General features: G+C 42.9%; 19 protein-coding genes and 1 pseudogene. 10 read left to right on the forward strand and 10 right to left on the reverse strand.

Annotation, left to right across the window (positions count from 1 at the left end; translation table 11 throughout):
• Positions 1–48: 48 nt before the first annotated feature.
• Both M3M37_RS00110 and M3M37_RS00115 read right to left on the reverse strand, forming a co-directional pair.
• On the reverse strand, positions 49–879 hold the full coding sequence (locus M3M37_RS00110; RefSeq protein ID WP_252795185.1) for an aldo/keto reductase: 831 nt from the start codon (positions 877–879) through the stop codon (positions 49–51).
• Between the two features lie 77 nt (positions 880–956).
• Positions 957–1,499 carry a TetR/AcrR family transcriptional regulator gene (locus M3M37_RS00115; RefSeq protein WP_252795186.1) on the reverse strand — a complete coding sequence of 181 codons (543 nt, stop codon included), beginning with the start codon at positions 1,497–1,499 and terminating at the stop codon, positions 957–959.
• Positions 1,500–1,632: 133 nt separating this feature from the next.
• On the opposite strand from M3M37_RS00115, the gene M3M37_RS00120 reads away from it, so the two are divergent.
• Positions 1,633–2,445: an oxidoreductase gene (locus M3M37_RS00120; protein ID WP_252795187.1), complete on the forward strand. Its 813-nt coding sequence runs from the start codon at positions 1,633–1,635 to the stop codon at positions 2,443–2,445.
• 9 nt (positions 2,446–2,454) lie between these two features.
• The gene (locus M3M37_RS00125) at positions 2,455–3,474 is read left to right on the forward strand and encodes an NADP-dependent oxidoreductase (RefSeq protein WP_252795188.1); all 1,020 of its coding nucleotides are present in this window, start codon (positions 2,455–2,457) and stop codon (positions 3,472–3,474) included.
• 39 nt (positions 3,475–3,513) lie between these two features.
• Here M3M37_RS00125 and M3M37_RS00130 read toward each other — a convergent pair whose 3' ends face one another.
• Positions 3,514–3,714: an LBP_cg2779 family protein gene (locus M3M37_RS00130; protein ID WP_252795189.1), complete on the reverse strand. Its 201-nt coding sequence runs from the start codon at positions 3,712–3,714 to the stop codon at positions 3,514–3,516.
• 48 nt (positions 3,715–3,762) lie between these two features.
• Positions 3,763–5,598, reverse strand: a complete 1,836-nt coding sequence (locus M3M37_RS00135; protein ID WP_252795190.1) for an FAD/NAD(P)-binding protein — start codon at positions 5,596–5,598, stop codon at positions 3,763–3,765.
• An 85-nt stretch (positions 5,599–5,683) separates the two neighbouring features.
• Here M3M37_RS00135 and M3M37_RS00140 point away from each other — a divergent pair, with 85 nt between their 5' ends.
• Together M3M37_RS00140 and M3M37_RS00145 are read left to right on the forward strand one after the other, a co-directional pair.
• Positions 5,684–6,013: a hypothetical protein gene (locus M3M37_RS00140; RefSeq protein WP_252795191.1), complete on the forward strand. Its 330-nt coding sequence runs from the start codon at positions 5,684–5,686 to the stop codon at positions 6,011–6,013.
• Positions 6,014–6,197: 184 nt separating this feature from the next.
• The gene (locus tag M3M37_RS00145; protein WP_252795192.1) at positions 6,198–6,614 is read left to right on the forward strand and encodes a hypothetical protein; all 417 of its coding nucleotides are present in this window, start codon (positions 6,198–6,200) and stop codon (positions 6,612–6,614) included.
• A 173-nt stretch (positions 6,615–6,787) separates the two neighbouring features.
• Here M3M37_RS00145 and M3M37_RS00150 read toward each other — a convergent pair whose 3' ends face one another.
• The 4 genes from M3M37_RS00150 to M3M37_RS00160 form a co-directional block, all read right to left on the reverse strand.
• Positions 6,788–8,530, reverse strand: a complete 1,743-nt coding sequence (locus M3M37_RS00150; RefSeq protein WP_252795193.1) for an ATP-dependent nuclease — start codon at positions 8,528–8,530, stop codon at positions 6,788–6,790.
• 31 nt (positions 8,531–8,561) lie between these two features.
• Entirely contained in the window at positions 8,562–9,413 is an 852-nt protein-coding gene (locus M3M37_RS00155; RefSeq protein WP_252795194.1) for a DNA adenine methylase, read from the reverse strand.
• Positions 9,414–9,993: 580 nt separating this feature from the next.
• Positions 9,994–10,212: a transposase gene (locus M3M37_RS07450; protein WP_420842985.1), complete on the reverse strand. Its 219-nt coding sequence runs from the start codon at positions 10,210–10,212 to the stop codon at positions 9,994–9,996.
• Positions 10,213–10,877: 665 nt separating this feature from the next.
• Positions 10,878–11,477: a YdhK family protein gene (locus tag M3M37_RS00160; protein ID WP_252795195.1), complete on the reverse strand. Its 600-nt coding sequence runs from the start codon at positions 11,475–11,477 to the stop codon at positions 10,878–10,880.
• A 387-nt stretch (positions 11,478–11,864) separates the two neighbouring features.
• Here M3M37_RS00160 and M3M37_RS00165 point away from each other — a divergent pair.
• Positions 11,865–13,097, forward strand: a pseudogene (locus M3M37_RS00165) (serine hydroxymethyltransferase).
• A 77-nt stretch (positions 13,098–13,174) separates the two neighbouring features.
• Entirely contained in the window at positions 13,175–14,917 is a 1,743-nt protein-coding gene (locus tag M3M37_RS00170; RefSeq protein ID WP_252795196.1) for an ABC transporter ATP-binding protein, read from the forward strand.
• 36 nt (positions 14,918–14,953) lie between these two features.
• On the opposite strand, the gene M3M37_RS00175 is transcribed toward M3M37_RS00170, so the two are convergent.
• Both M3M37_RS00175 and pepT read right to left on the reverse strand, forming a co-directional pair.
• Entirely contained in the window at positions 14,954–15,451 is a 498-nt protein-coding gene (locus tag M3M37_RS00175; RefSeq protein WP_252795197.1) for a methylated-DNA--[protein]-cysteine S-methyltransferase, read from the reverse strand.
• Entirely contained in the window at positions 15,452–16,702 is a 1,251-nt protein-coding gene (gene pepT / locus M3M37_RS00180) for a peptidase T (RefSeq protein WP_252795198.1), read from the reverse strand.
• 125 nt (positions 16,703–16,827) lie between these two features.
• On the opposite strand from pepT, the gene M3M37_RS00185 reads away from it, so the two are divergent.
• From M3M37_RS00185 to M3M37_RS00200, 4 genes are all read left to right on the forward strand, one after another.
• Positions 16,828–17,199: a hypothetical protein gene (locus tag M3M37_RS00185; protein WP_252795199.1), complete on the forward strand. Its 372-nt coding sequence runs from the start codon at positions 16,828–16,830 to the stop codon at positions 17,197–17,199.
• Positions 17,200–17,478: 279 nt separating this feature from the next.
• Positions 17,479–18,870, forward strand: coding sequence for a LysM peptidoglycan-binding domain-containing protein (locus M3M37_RS00190; RefSeq protein WP_252795200.1), 1,392 nt, complete (start codon positions 17,479–17,481; stop codon positions 18,868–18,870).
• Between the two features lie 159 nt (positions 18,871–19,029).
• The gene (locus tag M3M37_RS00195; protein ID WP_252795201.1) at positions 19,030–19,641 is read left to right on the forward strand and encodes a recombinase family protein; all 612 of its coding nucleotides are present in this window, start codon (positions 19,030–19,032) and stop codon (positions 19,639–19,641) included.
• A gap of 165 nt (positions 19,642–19,806) precedes the next feature.
• Positions 19,807–20,442, forward strand: a complete 636-nt coding sequence (locus tag M3M37_RS00200; RefSeq protein ID WP_252795202.1) for a CPBP family intramembrane glutamic endopeptidase — start codon at positions 19,807–19,809, stop codon at positions 20,440–20,442.
• Positions 20,443–20,465 lie beyond the last annotated feature (23 nt).

Genomic DNA, 20,465 nt, shown 5'->3' on the forward strand with positions numbered 1-20,465 from the left:
AAAAAGCCAGCTCCTGATTAATTTAGGAAGCTGGCTTTTTCGGTTTACCTAAAATTCTTGATACGTGGCGGGATCCTGGTCATGGGTGCGACCATCAGGCTTGGTTAAGCCGTTGATGATTTCCATGTCTGCCGGATCGATTGAAAAGTCAAACACTTTCAGGTTATTCAGTTGGTTCTGATCGCTAGACGACTTTGGAATCGGAAGGGTGTTCAACTGGATTTCCCACCGCAGGATTAACTGAACGACGTCTTTGTTATATTTACGCGCTAGTTCAATCAAGGTCGGATCGTTGAGCATGGTGCTGGCCCGGCCCAATGGGCTCCAGTCTTCGGTAAGAATGCCGTGTTGGTCGTCATACTGGCGTTGCTCTAACTGGTTGAAGTACGGGTGTAGTTCAATTTGGTTGAGTTGGGGCAGGACACCAGTTTCTTGGTCCAAACGGTCTAAGTGGTCTGGTAGGAAGTTGCAGACCCCAATGGCCCGGATGAGCCCGAATTTTTGGGCGTCAATCAGAGCTTGCCAGGCTTCTACGTAGTGGTCGTCCTTCGGGTTCGGCCAGTGTAGTAAGTACAGGTCAAAATAATCTAGCTGACTGCGGTAGAGCGATTCCTGAATGGTCTGAATCGCATCGTCATAGTGATAGTAACGGCCCGGTAACTTCGAGGTCACCAGTAAGTCGGAGCGACTGACGTCTGCGTCCCGGATGCCCCGGCCGAGCGCTCCTTCGTTTTCGTAGTTGTAGGCACTATCAAGTAGGCGGTATCCGTTGTTAATGGCCGCCGTGATGGAACGAGCCCCCGCAGCACCCTTTAGTTTGTAGGTTCCAAAGCCGATTTTGGGTAGTTGCATGCCGTTGGCTAACTGATAATATTCCACAATGAAGACTCCTTTGCTAATTAATCATTAGTGTTTACGGGGCTATCCTAACACATTTTTGGCCGTTAGCTTCTGATTCACGATTGCAACGAATCCAGGTTGAGCTGTAATAACTGGGTGATTTCTTGGACCAGGGCGGCCTGATCTGGTTCGGTTTGGCTGGTGACGAGGTCGTTAATCAAGCCGTCAATCCCGTGACAGATGAAACGAACCGTGGCGCTCGGAGGTAACTCTAGTTTTTCGATAAACTGCTCGTAGGTAAAGTCAAACAGCTTTTGGCGGAACTGGTAGGGACCTTGGTCGGCGAACAAGAGGCGGAAGAAGCGCCGATGCTCCCAGAAGAAAGCGACCCAAATCGCGGTCTTTTTCGCCACGTCATGCGGATCAGTGACGTTGGTGCAGGTGATCCGGAGTTCGTCTAAATAGTCAGTTAGAAAATCATCCATTAACGCGTACTTATCGGCGTAGTGACTGTAAAACGTTTTGCGGCCAATGTCAGCCTGGTCACAAATTTGGGTGACGCTAATTTGCTCTAAACTACTGGTGCTTTGCAAGAGGTGTTCAAGGCTGGCGTGAATCGCCTGTTTAGTTTTGCGCACACGGCGGTCAGTTTGGTTCATGTTAATACCCACTTTCTTCAATCTGTTTCCTAAGTAACAAAAGACCGAATTTGGCCCTTGCCGACCGGTCTTTTCAAAGATATGATACACTTGTTACTTAACATACGCAAAGGCAAGAAAGGAAGCAATGACAATGAAAACAATTTTAGTGACGGGTGCTAGTTCAGGAATGGGATATCGAATCGCGCATAACTTGGCAGCGGCGGGCTACCAGGTCTTTGGAGCAGCGCGGCACGTGGACCGGATGGAACCGTTAAAAACGGTTGGGGTGATTCCACTACAACTAGACGTGACGGACGAGGCCTCCCGGACGGCGGCTGTGCACCAGTTAATCCAACGGGCACATCGGATTGATGCGGTCGTGAACGCGGCTGGCTACGGGTCGTTTGGAGCCCAGGAAACGGTGACCGATGCAGAAGCCAAGCAACAGTTTGAGGTAAACGTGTTCGGGTTGATGGCGCTAACCCGGCTTGTTCTGCCGTACATGCGCAAGCAACAGTCCGGCCGCATCATCAATATTTCGTCGATGGCGGGACGGTTTAGTAGTCCGATGGCCGGCTGGTACTTTGCTTCTAAACACGCGTTAGAAACGCTAAGCGATTCGTTACGGATGGAAGTGCGTCGCTTTGGAATTAAGGTCATTTTGATTGAACCTGGTGTGGTCAAGAGTCGCTGGGAAGCGATTGCGATGCAACACCTACAACAGTCAGCAGCGGGCACGGCGTACGAAGCTCAAGCCCGGGCCATGCAACGCAATATGGATCACACCTATGCTTCTAAACATGCGTCTCATCCCGAATTAATTGCGCGGACGGTCCAAAAGGCGTTAGAATCAAAGCATCCTCGTGCTCGGTACCTAATTGGGTACCTAGCCAAACCAACCGTCTGGGGCACCCAGTTGTTACCAACGGCGCTCAAGGATTGGTTAATCCCGAAGTTTATGTAAGGAGAATTAATGATGGAAATTCCGACCCAGATGAAAGCCTTTCGCTTTAACCGTTACGGTGATCCAGCTGAAAACCAACGGATTCCCGTGCCAGAAATTGGTGCGAATGAAGTGCTGGTTTACATTCACAACGCTGGCTTAAATCCAGTGGACTATAAGGTACAAGCGGGAAAGATGAAAATGATTTTTCCGTTCCATTTGCCGCTGACGATGGGCAATGAGTTTGCCGGAGAGGTCGCTCAAGTTGGGAGCAACGTGCAGGATTTTCAGGTGGGTGATCGCGTGTACGGTCGTCCGGATAACCAACATACCGGAACGTTAGCCGATTACATCGCGCTTGATCAAAGTGAGATTGCGCGCTTTCCCGCGGAGCTAGACTTTCAATCCGCTAGTGGAGTTCCCTTAACCGGATTGACGAGCTATCAAGCCCTGGTAGAACTCGGTCACATTCAGCCCGGACAAAAGGTCTTCATTCAAGCCGGCGCTGGTGGGATCGGGACGATGGCGATTCAAATTGCGAAGGCGTTAGGCGCCTCCGTTACCACCACGGCTAGTCCCCAACAGACCGCTTTGGTGCGGTCGCTGGGAGCCGACCAGGTGATTAACTACCACGAAACCTACTTTGCTGACGTGTTGTTTCACTACGACCTGGTCTTTGATACCCTGGGCGGTCAGTATCTCAAGGATAGCTTTAAGATTTTAAAGCCGGGTGGTCATCTAGTGACCATCAACGGGTTACCGACCTATGAATTTGGTCAACAGCACCACCTGGGAATGGCAAAATCCCTGTTGTTCGCGGCTGCGAGTGCGCCGCTACAACGCTTAGCAAAAAAGTATCACGTGTACTATGATTTCTTGATTATGCAGCCCAGCGGCGCCCAACTGCAGCTTCTGAGTCAGATGATTGCAAACGAAAAGTTGCTCCCCATCATTGACCGAATTTATGACTTTGGCGAAGCGCAAGCCGCCTATGATTATTTAGAAAGTGGGCACGCGCACGGCAAGGTAATTGTGAATGTGAACCGTTAATACAAAAAAGTCGATTCAATTTTGAATCGACTTTTTTGTTTACTTATTGTGAATTAAAAAGGATTGAATTAACTGTTGCTCATCAGGAGTGGGCTTGGACCACATGCTTTTAATGTCGTGGTACCGTTCCACCGTCATGTGCAAAGCCACGGCCATTTGGTTATCATCCAAGTTGTGTTTTTCTTCGTACTTAATCATTTCGGTTGCGAGTTGACTGAATTCTTCGTCAATGTATGCCATTGAGAAACCTCCTTGCTAGTTTGTGATTATTATAGCATTTTTTCTCAGTTAACTTGTGGGAAAGAGGGTGGTCGCAATTTGGTCGGCCACGCCGAAGTTGTGGTCGTGTGCCAACGGGTGCGGAAGAGCCGTGGTCATCCATTCCTTACCACTTAACGGGAGACCCCAGACAAACAGCGTGGGATTTAGTTGACCGTCCGCTTTAAGGGCCTGATAGGTCGGAAACTGTACGTCAATCGCGCCACTGGTGTAGGTAGTTCCGTCCGCCAGTGGATAACGGGCGGGACGAACTAGGCTTTGTTCCGCTAGTTGGTGAAGCAACGGACTAGACGAATGGGCCAAATTAGTGGCCGGAACCCGGGCTTCGACGACGGCATCGACAGCCACCGGTTCTTGGGGATAGAAGTGCGAGAAAGCCATGAAATGACCTTGAGCGCCGACCACGCGGAGTTGGGGGCCTAAGATGGTGACAATCCCTGCGCGCATGAGGGCGGATAGTTGCTGATACCGGATGAGTGGCGGACCGGCAGTTAGAAAGCCACTGGTGGCGTTAAACTGTTGCAAAAAGGAGTGGACGTAGTCATCCGGGGTAAATTTCCCGGTGACCACGAGGTGCTGTAAGAAGGGCCGGAGTTCAATGACCAGGGACAGGGCGCCGGTCAGCGGTGCGTGCTTGGATCCCAAGGCGGCATCGGCCATAATTTGGTCCATCCACTGTAACAACGTCTGTTGGTAAGCAGCGGTGGTGGTAATCTTGGTGCCAGCGACCGGATTTAAGACCTGCTCCCAGTTGAGGCATTCATCGGTTTGAATCGGAGATTCATTGAGGAAGTGGTTCCGGTCAGCGGCAGCCACAAATCCCTGCGTAAAGGCTTGAAGGTCAACGTCGGGATAACGATCCGCTAGTAAAAGCTGGTAGTACCGGAGTTCAATTTCAGCCCGTAAGAGTTCAATGAACTTGGGACCGGGCAACTGACCGTGAACGAGGTTTTGGGTGACCGTTTCATCATTCAAAAAGTAAAAATGAGGTTGTGCGCCCATTTGTTCCTGATTAATTGGTTTCGGATAGTAAGGAACACCCCGGCGCGAACCCGCGATAATCCGGGGTTCTCGTCCGGACGGCTGGTATTCCAACTGACCGTTAGCCTGACGGACGAATTGCCCGCCTCGACTGCTGGTTAGCCGAGCGAGGTAGTCAAAAAACGACAGTCCTAGGCCGCGGATTAAGATGGTTTTGTGGGGTTGAATTGTATCAAAGTCAGCGGTCGCGGGTAACGTGGGGGCCACGTAGATGAGCTGGTGCTGGTCCGCGTAATCCTGTAGGGCCGCTTCATCGCGACTAAGCTGATTGGGCGTGTTCCCGGTGCTGAGGACAACTTGATCCACGACGACTTGTTGGTGGTCAGCTGTTTGGAGAGTCGTTTGCTGATCCGTTGGAGTGGCCGCAATCACGTTGGTGTGATGTCTAGTGACGGTCAGGTTAGCTGGTAATTTTGCTTCAATTTGCGTGGTGACCCACTGGGCGTAGGCACCAAATAAGGCTCGCGGCGCGTAGTCATTGGGTTGCAGGTGCTGACAAACGTTCACTAGTTCAGCGGGCAAGCCGGCCTGATTAATGAAGTCCGTGGCTTCAGCCAGTTGGGTCCACTGGTAAAACGTGGGTCCGGTGACTTTATCTGACTGGTAGTCGTTAAACAGGGTGACCAGCTGTGCCGGTGAGTTCATGATGAGGTGGAGATCCTGATGCGGATCCCAGACGTTGCCACCGGTGGGGGCAGCATCAAACCACTCAACTTGGACCGTTTGCTTGGACGGCAGGTGGCGTTTCAGGCTGTCAAGAAGCAGGATGCCCCGGGGGCCCGCTCCGATGATTCCAATTTTCATAACTAGGTGACTTCCTTTCTGCTTCTTACTTTACCATAGTGGTATTAACTTCTCACATATGTTTATAATGAAGCAGAACGAGAGGATGATGAAGATGATTCCAGAGAACATGGAAGAGGTCCAAAAGCGACTCACCGACCGCCAAGCGCACGGGGAGCAGATTACGGAAGACCAACTGATTTACGAAACCGTTTGTGATTTATTGCAGGCTTACCTAATTAATGCTGAAGAAGGGCACTATGATTCGGTCAAACCAGTTGACGACCAGACCCTGGAGTTTGTTAGCGTGATGGGCAAACACCTCGGAAATTACACGGCCAAGGGCACGAGTTTAGTGGCAGATTTTAAACAAGATTCGTTTCAGATGCTCCTGGATTTAGAAGCTGCGGCCCAACGAATCGCGGGTGGTCGCTAACGCCGGGTTGCAAACCAGGGTTGAAATCAGTACAATAGTGCTGTAAAGCGTCCCTAGTGTAACGGATAGCACATGAGATTTCGGTCCTCATGATCTCGGTTCGACTCCGAGGGGACGCATTTTACGAATAACAAAGGGGAGCGGGTACCGCTCCTTTTTAGTTTAAAATGGAGGAACAACGAACATGGCATTACCGACGGAACAACAAATTATTGAACAGGCCCAAACTACGGTCACACGGCTACGGAAAAAACTGGCTTACTACCGGACGCTTTCGGCGATTAGTAACATTACCCGGATTATCCTGTCTGCTTCGATCCCACTGCTGGTGTCGATGGCCTCGCATAACATTAAGATTTTAGCGATTGTTTCATTGACTGGGGTGGCAATGAGTATTATCCAGGGGATTGACTCTTTCTTTGATTTGTCTGGGAAGGTTTCTGAGCTCAAGCAATCCATTTTGTCGACCAATAAGGAGATCCTCTTATTAACGTCGCACAATGACCCTTATGATGCGGACAGCGATGCTCAGAACGTGCAACGATTTATGGGTAATCTGGCAGAAACCCTTGATGGAATTGTTGATAACATTGAAAACTAAAGTTTATTTAAAAAAGTAAATTATAAACAAAAGGCTACAGAATCCGTTAAGGATTCCATCGCCTAGTGTCATACTCATTTATTAAATTATCTACTCATCAGTACCATTTGACAAAGAGCCTAAATTATACACAAAATTTTAAAAAATATTAATATATATTTATTGAAATTTATTTATTTATATAAATCATCGAAGAAATTTTTAATATCTTGTGAAAGTTTATCAGTATTTTCATTTTTTCCTGGAACTTTTGATAATTCATACTTGATTTGTCCAATTTTATAGTTATTATTTTGTAACTCTAAAGTTGATTCTAAAGATTTTATATTAGGTTGATTACTGGTCTTTAAATTACGTTTCAATAATTCTTCATCTAGGTTATCAATAAATTTTTCTCCATTTCTTGTTTTTTCTTTTTGTATTTTTATAATTTTTTCTGCAAGATCTTCTTTAGTAAAAAAATAATCTTCAATTGTTAAATCATTGCTTAAATTATATATTTTTAATTTTGAATTTTTTCTTAATTCTTTTTCACTTTCAATATTCTTTTTAACTTTTTGGCCTTCATTGTCACCGTCTAATAAAATAAAAATATTTCTTTCAATCTTACTTACGTAATCTAAATACTTTAATATTGGCAATATTCCATTTGCTCCAGATGAAATGAACTTCCATTTTTTGTATTCATTACCATATCTTATTTGAGGTCTATGATCATCTGGTAAAAGATAATCTAAATAATTTTTATCTGTAATTCCTTCGACAATAATGATATCTTCGCAATCATCCACATTATCTATTAACCCATATTTTATTAAAACTTCATTTTTAACTTTTTGATTATATTTTGATATTATCGATGATTTTACAATATCCTCTTCATTTTTTGAACGAGAAAATTTTTTCATTTCACTATGTTGAGTTAGATTATAAAAACTGTATTTTTTGTTTGAAGTTTCAGCAATAAATTGTGGTGAATGAGTTGTTATAAAAGATTGCATTTGATCGTTAGAATCAATTACTTTCTGAAATATATTCTTTAGAGATTTAACTAATGTAGGATATAAAAATGCTTCAGGTTCATCAAGAAGAATAATTGTATTTTTATTTTTATATAAATTATTCACTAAAAAAAGATTCATTAAAATTATACTACTTCTTTGTACACCGGATCCTTTTACTTTTAAAGGTTGTGAGTAAGTATCATTTATCTTCACTTGGAAGTTATCGATCAGGAAATCTGTTATTTTTTGTTCTTTAGTAATTTCTAACTCTGGATAAAATGATTGTGGTAAATTTTGAAAATCAGATTTCATCCCTTCTGATAAAATTTGTAAATTATTTTTTAGATTAGTAATTAAAGTTTTATATGAATTTTCAAAATCATCAATTGATTTTTTTATTTTTCTGTTTTTTCTTTTATAATAAGAAAGAATCATATCTGTTAAAACTCTATCTGCTTGATCAGTAATTGATTCATCAGTTGCGCCTAGATAAACAATTTTAAATTTATTTTGTATAAAATTTAGAATATCCTTTGTTGAGCTATGTTCATTTAAATTATTTAAACTTGTTCCATCAACGATGTCATAGTTATACTGTATGCCATTGTTTTTTTTACTAAACGCTAGTTTTATTTTTAGATGCTTATCCTGATTAGTATCTAGTAAGTCAATTCTTAAAATTGGATGTGATGATCCACCACCAGTTATTCTATTTATATAATTTCTATCTTCGTATTCGTTGTATGAATCGGGATTAAAAAATAAATTTAATGCACGTAGCACATTTGTCTTTCCGGTATTATTTTCTCCTGTTAAAACGTTTATTGATTTTAGATTATTAAAATCTTTACTGTTATGCTGTTCTTTAAATGATCTAAAATTGCCTATAGTAAATGAATTTATTTTTATCATTATGCCCTTTTCCCCTAAAAATATAGTATTGTTAATAGTTTTTTATTAATAATTCTTGAACTTCACCGCGTCCAGAAGTATTCGAGTTTATATTTCTTTTTGCTGAAACAATTTTAGTAGTATTTTTATATTTTTCGTATAAATTTTCTATTAAAGGTACTTTTGAATTAGATAACATGGCATAGACACCCTTATTAGTTAACTCGTCAAAAACATTACGAAGTCTTATTTGTTGATCTTTTCCGAATCCATTTATTGTATATCCAACAAAACTTTCTCTATCTTGAGTTAACGGAGCATATGGAGGATCTAAATATACAAAATCTCCTTTTTTTGCTTTTTTAATTGCATTATAGTAATCCCCGTTAAGAATAGTTGCTTCTGAATTATTTAGATACAATGATGCTTTTCTTAAATTTTCAACATTAACAATTGAAGGATGTTTATAACGACCATAAGGTACATTAAATTGTTCCTGAGAATTTACGCGAAATAGTCCATTAAACCCAGTTTTATTTAAATAAATAAATCTTGCTGCACGCTCTGTATTGGATTTATTTTCAATGGAATTAGTTCTATCCCATGAACGTAGTTTGTAGTAATATTCTTTACTATTATTATTTTCATGTATTTTCAATAGATTGATTAAATTTTCGACATCATTCTTAACGACCATATAAGAATTAATTAATTCCCTATTAAAATCATTAATTATTGGATGATTACATTTTATATTAAAAAATACAGCACCTCCACCTATAAAAGGTTCATAATAATTATTAATTTTATCTGGTATATATTTCATTATCTCTGGTAATAACTGTCTTTTTCCCCCAGCCCATTTAACAAATGGTTCAGCGGAATTGCTTTTTTCAATAACCATATTAATCCCTTCAAAACAATAAATAAATTAATTAGTATAATTAAGATGTTAGTAGAATTATATTTTAATTAATAATATACCATTTTTTATAATTTGAATAGTTAATTTGGATTAAATTAATTTCTCAATAAAAATAACCTAATATTAAGAGATGAAAATTTTTGAAACTAATTAATTATTTCGGAGATATTCACAAATTTTATAATTCCATTAACTTATTATGAAAAGTAGTAACTAAAATAATTTATTCATTTTTCTATAAAAATTATGCATTATTTTTTTAAATTTTTAATAACTTATTGCGTTTTAATGTACGTCTGGCACGTTTCATTTTCTCAGGAAGATTTTGATATTAATCTTTATGCTTAGCTGAATTAAGAAGATTTGCTAACTTATGCTTATTATGCGGTTTGGTTACTAATGATTAATATTTTGATAGAATTCATAGGCATCACGAAGTGATGGTGATAAGGAAAGTAATCTTTCGACAAGCTCTGTATCGGTCAAACAAGCGTATTTATAGTTTCTTCTTCGTTTGAAGATTTGGTAGTTTAATTCTTAAAATTTCTTGAAAAGTAACTTATATAAACCTTTTTAGCTGGCGGTATTCGGGAGTATTACTGCCATAAGCTTTCATTACATTAATTCGTTCTTTGTTTAGGGCTTTATATGCTTGGTTAACGACATGGAAGCGGTCCGTTATAATTTGCCACTTCTGCTTTGAATGATGTTGATTAGTTGATGTGTTTCTGAATTCATTAGTGCCATGCTCATGCCATTTGGTGACATTTTCCTCAATTTGAAATCATCAAAGGCAATATGTTGGGGTAAATAGCTATAACCAGTTTTATGATATTTAGCTAAGCCTTCGACTTATTTCATAGCGATATTAGTTGAGATAACAAAGTTTTCAGCGATTTATTTGATGTTGATATTAGAGCTTAATTGTAGTGCTGAATTTACTTTTACGTTTCTGATAATATGATCGTTAGGATTAATGTCTTTTAATTAGGGTAATTCCGTATGATGACAGTATTTACAAATTTATTTTTGTTTCTTTGTGATAAGAAAGTTTAAGCCCCAAAGCCCTGCAGGTGCTAAGTGTTAAACTGTTTTAAAGCCATTCTTATTCAAGTAATGTCCACAATTCTTGCATCTTAATTTATAGGTCAGGATAAAGCGCCAATAGTTTTTAGTAACTCCATTTGTTTTAACAATTGTTATTTTATTTATAACAATTAACTCTTTTTAGGGAGTAGGAGCAGATCGGGAGCGACCGATATGTTCTTTTTATTTTCACTAATTATACAAAAAAGGTACTGACTACATTCGCTTAGTGAATGTCATCAGTACCAAAAAGTGTAGAACAAAAATAACTAAGTTATTGAAAATATTTTTAATAAATATTTATATAATTAACTGCATATACTATATTATATAAAAAATTGATTTGGTTTATAGTAGTTACTTATTCAATTCAGATTGACTTAACCACTTGTGGTTGGTGTATTTTTGACCCCCGTTAGTTGGAGTGAAGTTGACGGCGTAAGCAGGGCCGGAGCAAACTTTCACAATCTTACCCTTGGCGTTCTTCATGCCGTCCATATGATCAGCGTTGATAGTGACCTTGGTTCCCTTGCATAACTTCTTGCCTTTTTCAGCCTTTAATTCAGACTTAACCACGTACTTGTGGTTCTTAACTTCTTTGTTAGTCTTGCTGTCTTTGAAGTCAACTACGTACAACGGAGAGTCGTAAACACCGGCAACGGTCGCCTTAGCACCTTTCATGCCCATCATGTGGTCGGCAGTAATGGTTACCTTTTCTCCGACCTTGTACTTCGGATGCTTGGCCTTCTTCAAATCAGTTGGTAACTGGGCGTCATGATTCATTTCCATCTTCATGTTATCGCCCATGTTCATCTGATCTTCAGACTTCTTGTCCATTTTTTTACTGCTCATGGTTTTGTCGCTAGCGGCGTGAACCGTGCTGGGAATAATGCTTGTGGCGGTCGAAAGACCCAAACCAGCTAGGGCAGCAATTGTAAATAACTTCCGTTTTAACATCAGTAACAGCTCCTTCAAACTATCCAATTTAATATTCAACAATTTAATTGTATATCTTGTAGTTGGGAAATGCCATAAATTAGTTTGAAACGGGCATAGGAATTTTTAAAACGAACGTTGACAAAAAATATAGGATTTAGTATGCTAATTTTACCCTAAACGGAGTACCAGAGGCAGAGTTAGACCAGGGATTGTTCGGAAACTGCAAAGAACAACTGCTCGACTGGGAAGGCAGTTAGGGATTAACGACAGATGAATACTTTTTCTTAGCGCTAAGAAAATGAGGCCGATTGTGAGAGCAAGCGGTAAAATAAGGTGGAACAGTGATCAGACGCCCTTGTACGAATGTACAGAGGCGTCTTTTTTAGTTAGAGAGGAATAAATGATATGACTGATTGGCAAGCACAAGATCCAGAAATTTGGCAGGCAGTTCAAGCAGAAGCAGACCGGCAGGAACACGTGATTGAATTAATTGCATCGGAAAACATTGCTTCACAGGCAGTCCGGGCGGTCCAGAGCTCGGTCTTAACCAATAAGTACGCCGTGGGTTATCCCGAAAGCCGGGTGTATACCGGAAACGAAGCGATCGATCGCATTGATAATTTAGCGCGGCAACGAGCCCAGGACCTCTTTGGGGCCGAATACGCGAACGTCTTTCCGCATTCTGGAACCCAGGCGAACCAGGCAGTGTACGCGGCCTTGCTGGAGCCGGGGGATCGCATCTTAGCGATGAGTGAACACGCCGGGGGTCACTTTACCCACGGTCAGGCGCATAACTTTTCGGGGCAACTGTATGATGCTCAGTTTTACGGTGTGGATCCGGCAACGGAACTATTGGATTACGAGCAGATTGAGCGCCAGGCACGGGAGTGGCAGCCGAAGTTAATCATCACCGGAGCTTCTGCGTACAGTCAGTTAATTGACTGGGAACGGATGCGCGTAATTGCTGACGAAGTGGGCGCCTAACTGATGGTCGACATGGCGCACATTGCCGGTCTGATTGCGGGTGAGGTGTTACCGAGTCCAGTACCGGTAGCCGACGTTGTGACTTCGACCACCCACAAAACCCTCCGGGGACCCCGGGGCGGGATGATTTTAGCCAAGCGGGAATATGCTGACCGGCTTAACGAAGCGGTCTTTCCCCGTTCTCAAAGTGGAACGTTAGAACAAATTGTGGCCGCTAAGGCAATTGCGTATCGCGAAGCCCAACAACCAGAATTTCGGCAGTACGCGCAACAGGTGGTTAACAACGCGCAGTTGATGGCGCAGGTTTTGAACGAAACCTCCAACGTGCGGGTGGTTACCGGAGGCACGGTTAACCACGAGTTAACTTTAGACGTCCGCGCCACTGGCATGACGGGGGGAGTAGCTGCGAACTTGCTCTACTCGGTCGGAATTGCGACTAACAAGGAATTGTTGCCGTTAGAAATCGGGAACGTGATGGAAGGAATTCGGATTGGAACACCCACGATTACCAGCCGCAACTTTACGGAGGAAGCCGTGCAAACCGTAGCTGATTTAATTGGAACCGTCTTAAATCATCCCCAGGACGAAGCCGTCCTGACGACCGCTCGGCAGGAAGTTCAACGTCTGACCCAACAATTTCCCGCCACCCGTTAAGTGAAATAGTTGCATTTTTGCCACAATCCGCTATGATAGGAAGTTATTTCCATTTAATTTAAAAAAGGAGGATTGTGATGCAAGAACAAGAACAGACACCAAAAAAGTTTCAATTTCGCAGTTTCATTAAGTTGATTCGCGATACCCATCCGAAGTACTGGCAACTGTGGTTGGGACTTGGCCTCGGGCTAATCGCAACCTTGGCGCAGTTACTTGTACCGAAGTTCGCGCAGACGCTGGTTAATAACTTTAAAACCGGGGTGAACGTTTGGCTGTTAGTTGGGATTATTGTGCTATTTATTGGCAGTGCGGTGATTAACGCGGTTTCCGGCGGGTTACTGGGTTCGTTTGGAGAACGAGTGGTCGCTGATTTGCGCCGGCGGCTCTGGAATAAGCTAATTCACCTGCAGGTGCCCTACTTTGACAACGTGAAGGTGGGGCAGTTGACCTCCCGGTTGGTGAACGATTCGGATCAAATTAAGGATTTACTGGCGACATCGTTTCCCAACGCGGTAACCTCGATTTTTCAATTAGTGGGAGCCTTTCTGTTCATGATTGTCATGGACTGGAAAATGACCTTGATCATGTTAATCGCGGTACCGTTAGTTTTTACCCTGATGCGGCCACTGATGAACCGGACGATGAAGGTGGGGCGCGCGCAACAAAAGACGTTAGCCGACTTTAGTGGTCAGGTTGACGATACCCTGAGTGAGATTCGGTTGGTCAAGGCTTCGAACGCCGAAAGCTACGAAAAAGAGAGTGGTGGAAAATTAATTCACCGGCTCTACCGGATTGGGCTCAAGGAAGCCATCTACGAATCGATTACATATCCGTTGATGGGGACCACCATGATGGCCCTGATTGTGGGGATTTTAGCCTACGGGGCACACCGGGTCGCCACCGGTACGATGACGATGGGAACCATGTTCGCCTTTCTGATGTACCTCTTCCAAGTCATTTCCCCCGTTTCGATTCTGGGGCAGTTCTCGGTTCGGTTATCAAAGGCAAGTGGAGCCACGGAACACCTGCAGGCCATTTTGCGGGAACCAGAGGAAGTCTTTGATCAGGAAGAAACACCCCGGATTCAGAACCAACCGTTGGCCTTGCAACACGTTGATTTTGCCTACGGAGACGGACAACCGGTCTTAGAGGACGTGAACGTGGAAGCGCAACCGAACACCACGATTGCCTTTGCGGGCCCGTCTGGAAGTGGAAAGACCACGATTTTGAACCTGATTGAACGTTACTACCAGCCGACCGGCGGGAAGATTACAGTTGGTGAGCAAGACATTAACCAGTTGGACCTCGCGGCCTGGCGGAAGGCAATTGGGTTCGTGAGTCAGGACTCCGCAATTGTGGCCGGCACGATTCGGCACAACTTAACCTACGGACTAGACGAAGAGTATTCGGATGAAGAACTGTGGCACGTCCTGAAGCTGGCTTATGCGGACGGCTTTGTGAAAGAGATGGACCACCAGCTCGATACAGAAGTGGGAGAACGCGGAATCAAGGTCAGTGGAGGACAACGGCAACGATTGGCGATTGCCCGGGCCTTTCTGCGGGATCCAGAGCTGTTGATGCTGGATGAAGCAACGGCTAGTCTAGATTCTGAATCAGAAGCCATGATTCAAAAAGCCCTTCAACAACTGATGCAAGGCCGGACGACGCTGATTATTGCGCACCGGTTGAGCACGATTGTGGACGCGGACGAAATTTACTTTATTGATAACGGTCACGTGAGCGGACACGGAACGCATGAACAACTATTAGAGACGTTGCCGAAGTACCGGGAATACGTGAAGATTCAGTTTAAGGAATAGTGTGAAAATACAAAAAATGGAGTCTGACCATCGTGGTCAGGCTCCATTTTTTGTATGAGATTGTTCTAATTGTAATAAAAAGCGTTTCCGGTCCAAACCGCCGGCATAACCGGTCAGTTGACCGTTCTTGCCGAGCACCCGGTGACAGGGAATCAACAGGCTAATCGGATTACGTCCAATTGCGTTGCCGACCGCCCGGGCCGATTTAGTCGGGACGGCCGCGGCCAGTTCACTGTAAGTTGTCGTGGTACCGTAGGGAACCCGTTGTAGAGCCGTTAACACTCGACTTTGAAAGGGCGTGACCGCTGGATGCAGGGATACTAGCTGGGGGTCAGGATTCTGCCCGGCAAAGTACTGGTCGAGCCAATTTTCTGCCAGCAGGATAGGTTTGGCGAACTGATTCGGAATGTGGTTCAGTTGATAGTGAGCTGCGTAGTGCTGTTGACCTTGAAACCACAAACCCACGAGCGCGGTTTCATTGCTCACCAGTAAGATTGGTCCCAGTGGCGATTGATAAACTTTTTGGGATAACATTTATTTTTCCTGGGTCGGGACGTCTTCGGTGATTTGGACGATTAAATCAACCGCCTTTTCCATCGTCTGCAAGGAGACGTATTCAAAGCGACCGTGCATGTTTTCCGGACCAGCAAAGATGTTGGGCGTTGGAATCCCCATGAAAGAAATCTTGGAGCCATCGGTCCCACCGCGAACGGGGAAGATGTTGGGTTGAATGTCCAGTTTGTGCATGGCGTCCTTAACCAGGTTGACTGGCGTCAGGTCCTTTTCTAAGATTTCACCCATATTGTAGTACTGGTCCTTCATGTCGAGGTCGACGCGGTTAGCCCCATATTTAGCATTCATTTGTTGGGTAATCTTTTCCAGTAATGCCTTGCGTTTTTCAAAGTTATCCTTGTCAAAGTCCCGGATAATGTATTCTAATTTGGCTTCGTCACAAGTTCCGTTCATGGAGATTAGGAAGAAGAATCCTTCCCGGCCACTGGTGGTTTCGGGACGATCCGTAGCGGGTAATTGGTTGTGGAATTCGATGGCGAGTTGGGAAGCATTGACCATCACGTCCTTGGCGTCACCGGGGTGCACGTCGGTTCCGTGAAAGGTGACCGTGGCAGCGGCGGCGTTAAAGGTTTCGTATTCCAAGTCGCCGAGCGGACCACCGTCCACCGTGTAGGCGTAGTCGGCGCCGAAGTCCTTGACGTCGAAGTGATCGGCTCCGGTTCCAATTTCTTCGTCGGGACCAAAACCAACTACAATCTTACCGTGCTTGATTTCTGGGTGGTTAATCAAGAATTGCATGGCCGTCATAATTTCAGCGACCCCGGCCTTGTCGTCGGCTCCGAGGAGAGTTTCTCCGTTGGTGGTGATTAAGGTGTCACCGTTGTACTTGGTTAAGCTGGGAAACACGGCGGGATCAAGTTGGTATTTGCCGTCGTCATCCAGGTTGATTATTCCCTGGCCATCGTAGTTTTCCACCACTTGGGGTTGGATGTTGACGGAGTTAAAGTCGGCCGTGTCCACGTGAGAAATAAAGCCCACTACGGGACGCGGAGTGTCGTCTGTTGCTGGTAATTCGGCAAAGACGTAGCCAGTCGCTTGGTTAGTCCGGACGTTGCTTAAGCCAATTTCCTTGAGTTCAGTGGCTAGCTGCTTTAAAAATTCGACTTCTTTTTTGTCAGACGGAACCGTGGTGGAGTCAGGATTCGAGCGGGTGTTTTGTTTCACGTACCCTAAAAAGCGATCCAACAGTTGGGTTTGTAAGTTCTTTTCCATTGTAATGACCTCCAGTTATTTATCTCTTATCTTAATATAAATCGGGCGGCAGGGGAATTAATTGGGTTCTGCCCGCGGCTTCGTTATAATGAAGCTAACCAAATAACTACTAAAGGAGTAATACCATGGACATTACCATTACACTGAATAACGGACAATTAGAAATTACTGGACCACTGAAGTTGGATACGGCGGCTGGAAAGCAAGAATTTGGGAACTTTTGGAAACAATTTATCACCCAACAAATTCGTCGCATTTTGGATGAAATTGGCGATCATGAATTTTCTAAGATTGTGGAAGCATCCGATAACGTGCAACTGGGTGCTTTGCCAGCTTCACTAGAGTTAGTGATTAAGCTGGAAGCTCAACCGGACGAACAAGATGCCAGCCAAACCCAGTTGGTTGTGAAAGGTGTAGAAGTGACGCCGGAACTGGACGATGCTAAGTTCCTGTTCTTCTTGAGTTACGTGGATGCGGCGGTAAAGGCAATGAAATAATCTCCAATTTATACATTAATAATTAAAAAATCCTAGTTACTCTTTGTTGTAGTAACTAGGATTTTATTTTTATTGTTATGGTAATTTGGGTCTACCCTTAATACCCAATTCATTATTCACTTAATTCTTAATTAAATTAAGAAGTTTTATGCTCTAATAAGTTGATTATGTTCAAATTTTGATTATTAGTATATAATAAGTTCGTATACGTAACTTATTACAATTGTGTAATAAGGGTAGAGGTATATTACACATTTAATCTTATAGAAGGAGTTTATTATGAAAAATTTTAAGACTAAATTATATCCAACTGCAGCTTTAGCTGCAGCGTTAACTTTAGGAGCTGCTCCTTTAGTTGCTAGTGCGGACACTACGACACAGCCAGCCGCACAAACACAAAGTGCAATCCAATCAGTACAACAAGCCCCAACAGTGTTAGCCAAATCTGGTGCTAATATTAATACCAGTATGGATGAAAATTGGGGTAATGAAGCCACGGTATTCTATGGTACATTAAAGCAAGACATGAAAGGACCATCTGGTCACATTTATCCTGCCGGAACCCGGGTGGCTACTTCAACTATGGGAAAAGCGACTGAACCTTATGGACCGTACTACCTATATCTTGGTGTGGAACAAATCGTTGGAAAAGGTGTTGGAGGAGCAGTTGATTCTCAATACGTAACTCCAGCCGGCACGGAATTTATTCCCGATATCGGCCGTGATGGAAAACTCATCATCAATAACGTAGCGAACCAGCAAGACGTTACGGGAACCTTAATTCCGGTGAACAGCTCTACTAATCCTGGTGGCAACACGGGATCCGGAAATCAAGGTGGAAACACTACGAACCCCGGTCAAGGCACTGATAACGATGGTAATACTGACCAAGGTAATGGTGGATCAACCACGAACCCTGGTGACCACAACAACGGTGGTTCGACTGGAACCGATACTGGAAACAAAGGTGATCAAGGAAATGCTGGAAACGTAAATCCTGGTAACCCAACCGACAACGGTGGTTCAACTGGAACTGACACTAGCAACAAGGGTGATCAAGGAACCCAAACTCCTGGACAATCAGACAATAGTTCAAACTCTGGTAAAACGGATCAAGGAAACCAAGGTGGTCAAATTACCAATCCTGGAACTCCTGACACCGGTAACCAAGGTAATCAGAGTAGTCAAACTCCAAACCAAGGTAATGATGACAACGCTGGTAAGACCGATCAAGGAGCTAATGGTTCTGGGATGACACCAACTACCCCATCTGATAATGGTAGTAAAACTAAACAAGAGGTACAAAATCAAGACCAAATTGGGAACGGCACAGGAACTCAGACTCAAAAACAAGATGCTACCACCACGAAGACCACTCCGGTAACGATTAAGAATGGTGATACTTTGAGTGGTTTATCTCAAAACCATGGAGTTTCGGTGGGACAAATTGTTAAATCCAATCCTAACATTTCTGACCCTAATCACGTTAAAGTAGGAACCCAAGTTGTGATTCCACAAGCGCAAAATAAGGCTACTGCTCAAACGAGTGGTAAGGGTAACTTACCACAAACAGGACAAGCTAATAATTCTATTTTGAGTTTAGTAGGTGCTGCCTTGATTTCTGTGGCTGGTTTATTGGGATTAAGTAAATTACGTAAAGAAAATAAATAATAACTAAATTACACATTAGTTATGAAAAGGGACATCAGGATGATTCTTGATGTCCTTTTTTATACGGCTTTTATCTATTCACATGGTAAATGATTTATAATTTTATTCAAATGTTTCTTTACTTTTAATTTATTTGAAAATTTGTAAAAGGAATCAGGTATGAAATTTGGATATGCGCGAGTTAGTTCAGCTAGCCAAAATTTGGAGCGGCAAATTAGAGCTTTAGAACAGGAGGGATGTGAGCAGATTTATCAAGAAAAAATTTCTGGGAAGAATTTAGAACGGCCCGAATTAAATGATTTATTGCGGATAATCAAGGCCGATGATGAAGTGGTAGTTTTAGACTTAGACAGATTAGGTAGAAACAATCAGGACATTACTAATGTTATGAACCAGATTAGAGAAAAACATGCGACCTTTCGGATTTTATCTTTGCCCTCTTTTGATGGGGTATCTGACCCTAATTTAAAAGCACTTTTGAACAATTTAATTATTGAAATTTATAAGTATCAGGCAGAGGCAGAACGACAAAAAATTAGGGAACGGCAAAGACAAGGGATTGAAATTGCCAAACAGAATGGATTGTATAAAGGACGGGCAACTAAATATTCTTTAAATTCCAAGAACCCACAGGGGCGCATCGTTGCAAAACGGATGATAGAGATGTTTAACGTGGGACTTGGAGATAGTCAGATTGCGGAAACATTAGGAGTGAGCCGCAAAACGATTTATAATAAACGGCAAAAATTCATAAAAGAAAATAAATTTTAGATTAATTAGGATTTTGCTTTTTGTACTAGAAGTAGTTAATTGTTAAAATAAAAAAATCAATATCATTTTAACTAGATAATTCTAAGCTTTTGCTATTCTTGATTTATGTCGATCATGCAGATAAGACGTTGAATCAAGAAAATACCTAATTATGAAGGGACGATGATGAAAAAGCTATTTGTCTGTTTAGCATTCCCATTTTTGGTCGGATTAATTCAAATTCCGACTTTGGGAGAATTATTGTGGGGTAATGAAACAAGCCACCATTTCAATTATTGGGCTCATTTGGGAGTTAGTGGTGGGAGTTTTTTAGTTTTAGGATTGGTCTTACTTTTAATTTATAAAGGATTAGGTGGGACTTCCATTGATTGGAGCTGGAAAATAATTGGGATTGCTGTTGTAGCCGCGGTCCTTTCGCAAACGATTCAATTTGGATTATCAATAATCACTAAGACACCTACTAGTGATCCAGAAACTTTGATGGCGTTACATTCCGGGATTGGAAGCGTTACGGTTTTAACTTTACTGGTTTTCAGTCCCATTTTAGAAGAACTTCTATTTCAAGGAATTTTACAGCAGAGAATTCTGGGAAAACTCAATCCTTATTTAGCGGTGGTAATTACTGCCATTATTTTTGCAGTGATTCATGGCTATGCGTTTGGAATTGGCACCCTCGAATTATTATTCTCGGGATTAGCGTATGCATTGGCGTTCAATTATGCGGAGGATTTAAAGTGCCCCATGCTAGCTCACGGTCTATCCAATTTAATCGTGATGTTATTGCTGTTGTGGTCGGCCTAACTAATTAAATAAGCTAAAAAGAT

Source organism: Fructilactobacillus carniphilus (assembly GCF_024029675.1).
Classification (GTDB): Bacteria; Bacillota; Bacilli; order Lactobacillales; family Lactobacillaceae; genus Fructilactobacillus; species Fructilactobacillus carniphilus.

What these genes read in the sequence shown, in the direction of transcription:
- M3M37_RS00115 (WP_252795186.1), bottom strand. Translation starts at nt 1,499, where the DNA reads ATGAACCAAACTGACCGCCGTGTGCGCAAAACTAAACAGGCGATTCAC.
- M3M37_RS00120 (WP_252795187.1), top strand. Translation starts at nt 1,633, where the DNA reads ATGAAAACAATTTTAGTGACGGGTGCTAGTTCAGGAATGGGATATCGA.
- M3M37_RS00125 (WP_252795188.1), top strand. Translation starts at nt 2,455, where the DNA reads ATGATGGAAATTCCGACCCAGATGAAAGCCTTTCGCTTTAACCGTTAC.
- M3M37_RS00130 (WP_252795189.1), bottom strand. Translation starts at nt 3,714, where the DNA reads ATGGCATACATTGACGAAGAATTCAGTCAACTCGCAACCGAAATGATT.
- M3M37_RS00135 (WP_252795190.1), bottom strand. Translation starts at nt 5,598, where the DNA reads ATGAAAATTGGAATCATCGGAGCGGGCCCCCGGGGCATCCTGCTTCTT.
- M3M37_RS00140 (WP_252795191.1), top strand. Translation starts at nt 5,684, where the DNA reads ATGATGAAGATGATTCCAGAGAACATGGAAGAGGTCCAAAAGCGACTC.
- M3M37_RS00145 (WP_252795192.1), top strand. Translation starts at nt 6,198, where the DNA reads ATGGCATTACCGACGGAACAACAAATTATTGAACAGGCCCAAACTACG.
- M3M37_RS00150 (WP_252795193.1), bottom strand. Translation starts at nt 8,530, where the DNA reads ATGATAAAAATAAATTCATTTACTATAGGCAATTTTAGATCATTTAAA.
- M3M37_RS00155 (WP_252795194.1), bottom strand. Translation starts at nt 9,413, where the DNA reads ATGGTTATTGAAAAAAGCAATTCCGCTGAACCATTTGTTAAATGGGCT.
- M3M37_RS00160 (WP_252795195.1), bottom strand. Translation starts at nt 11,477, where the DNA reads ATGTTAAAACGGAAGTTATTTACAATTGCTGCCCTAGCTGGTTTGGGT.
- M3M37_RS00170 (WP_252795196.1), top strand. Translation starts at nt 13,175, where the DNA reads ATGCAAGAACAAGAACAGACACCAAAAAAGTTTCAATTTCGCAGTTTC.
- M3M37_RS00175 (WP_252795197.1), bottom strand. Translation starts at nt 15,451, where the DNA reads ATGTTATCCCAAAAAGTTTATCAATCGCCACTGGGACCAATCTTACTG.
- pepT (WP_252795198.1), bottom strand. Translation starts at nt 16,702, where the DNA reads ATGGAAAAGAACTTACAAACCCAACTGTTGGATCGCTTTTTAGGGTAC.
- M3M37_RS00185 (WP_252795199.1), top strand. Translation starts at nt 16,828, where the DNA reads ATGGACATTACCATTACACTGAATAACGGACAATTAGAAATTACTGGA.
- M3M37_RS00190 (WP_252795200.1), top strand. Translation starts at nt 17,479, where the DNA reads ATGAAAAATTTTAAGACTAAATTATATCCAACTGCAGCTTTAGCTGCA.
- M3M37_RS00195 (WP_252795201.1), top strand. Translation starts at nt 19,030, where the DNA reads ATGAAATTTGGATATGCGCGAGTTAGTTCAGCTAGCCAAAATTTGGAG.
- M3M37_RS00200 (WP_252795202.1), top strand. Translation starts at nt 19,807, where the DNA reads ATGAAAAAGCTATTTGTCTGTTTAGCATTCCCATTTTTGGTCGGATTA.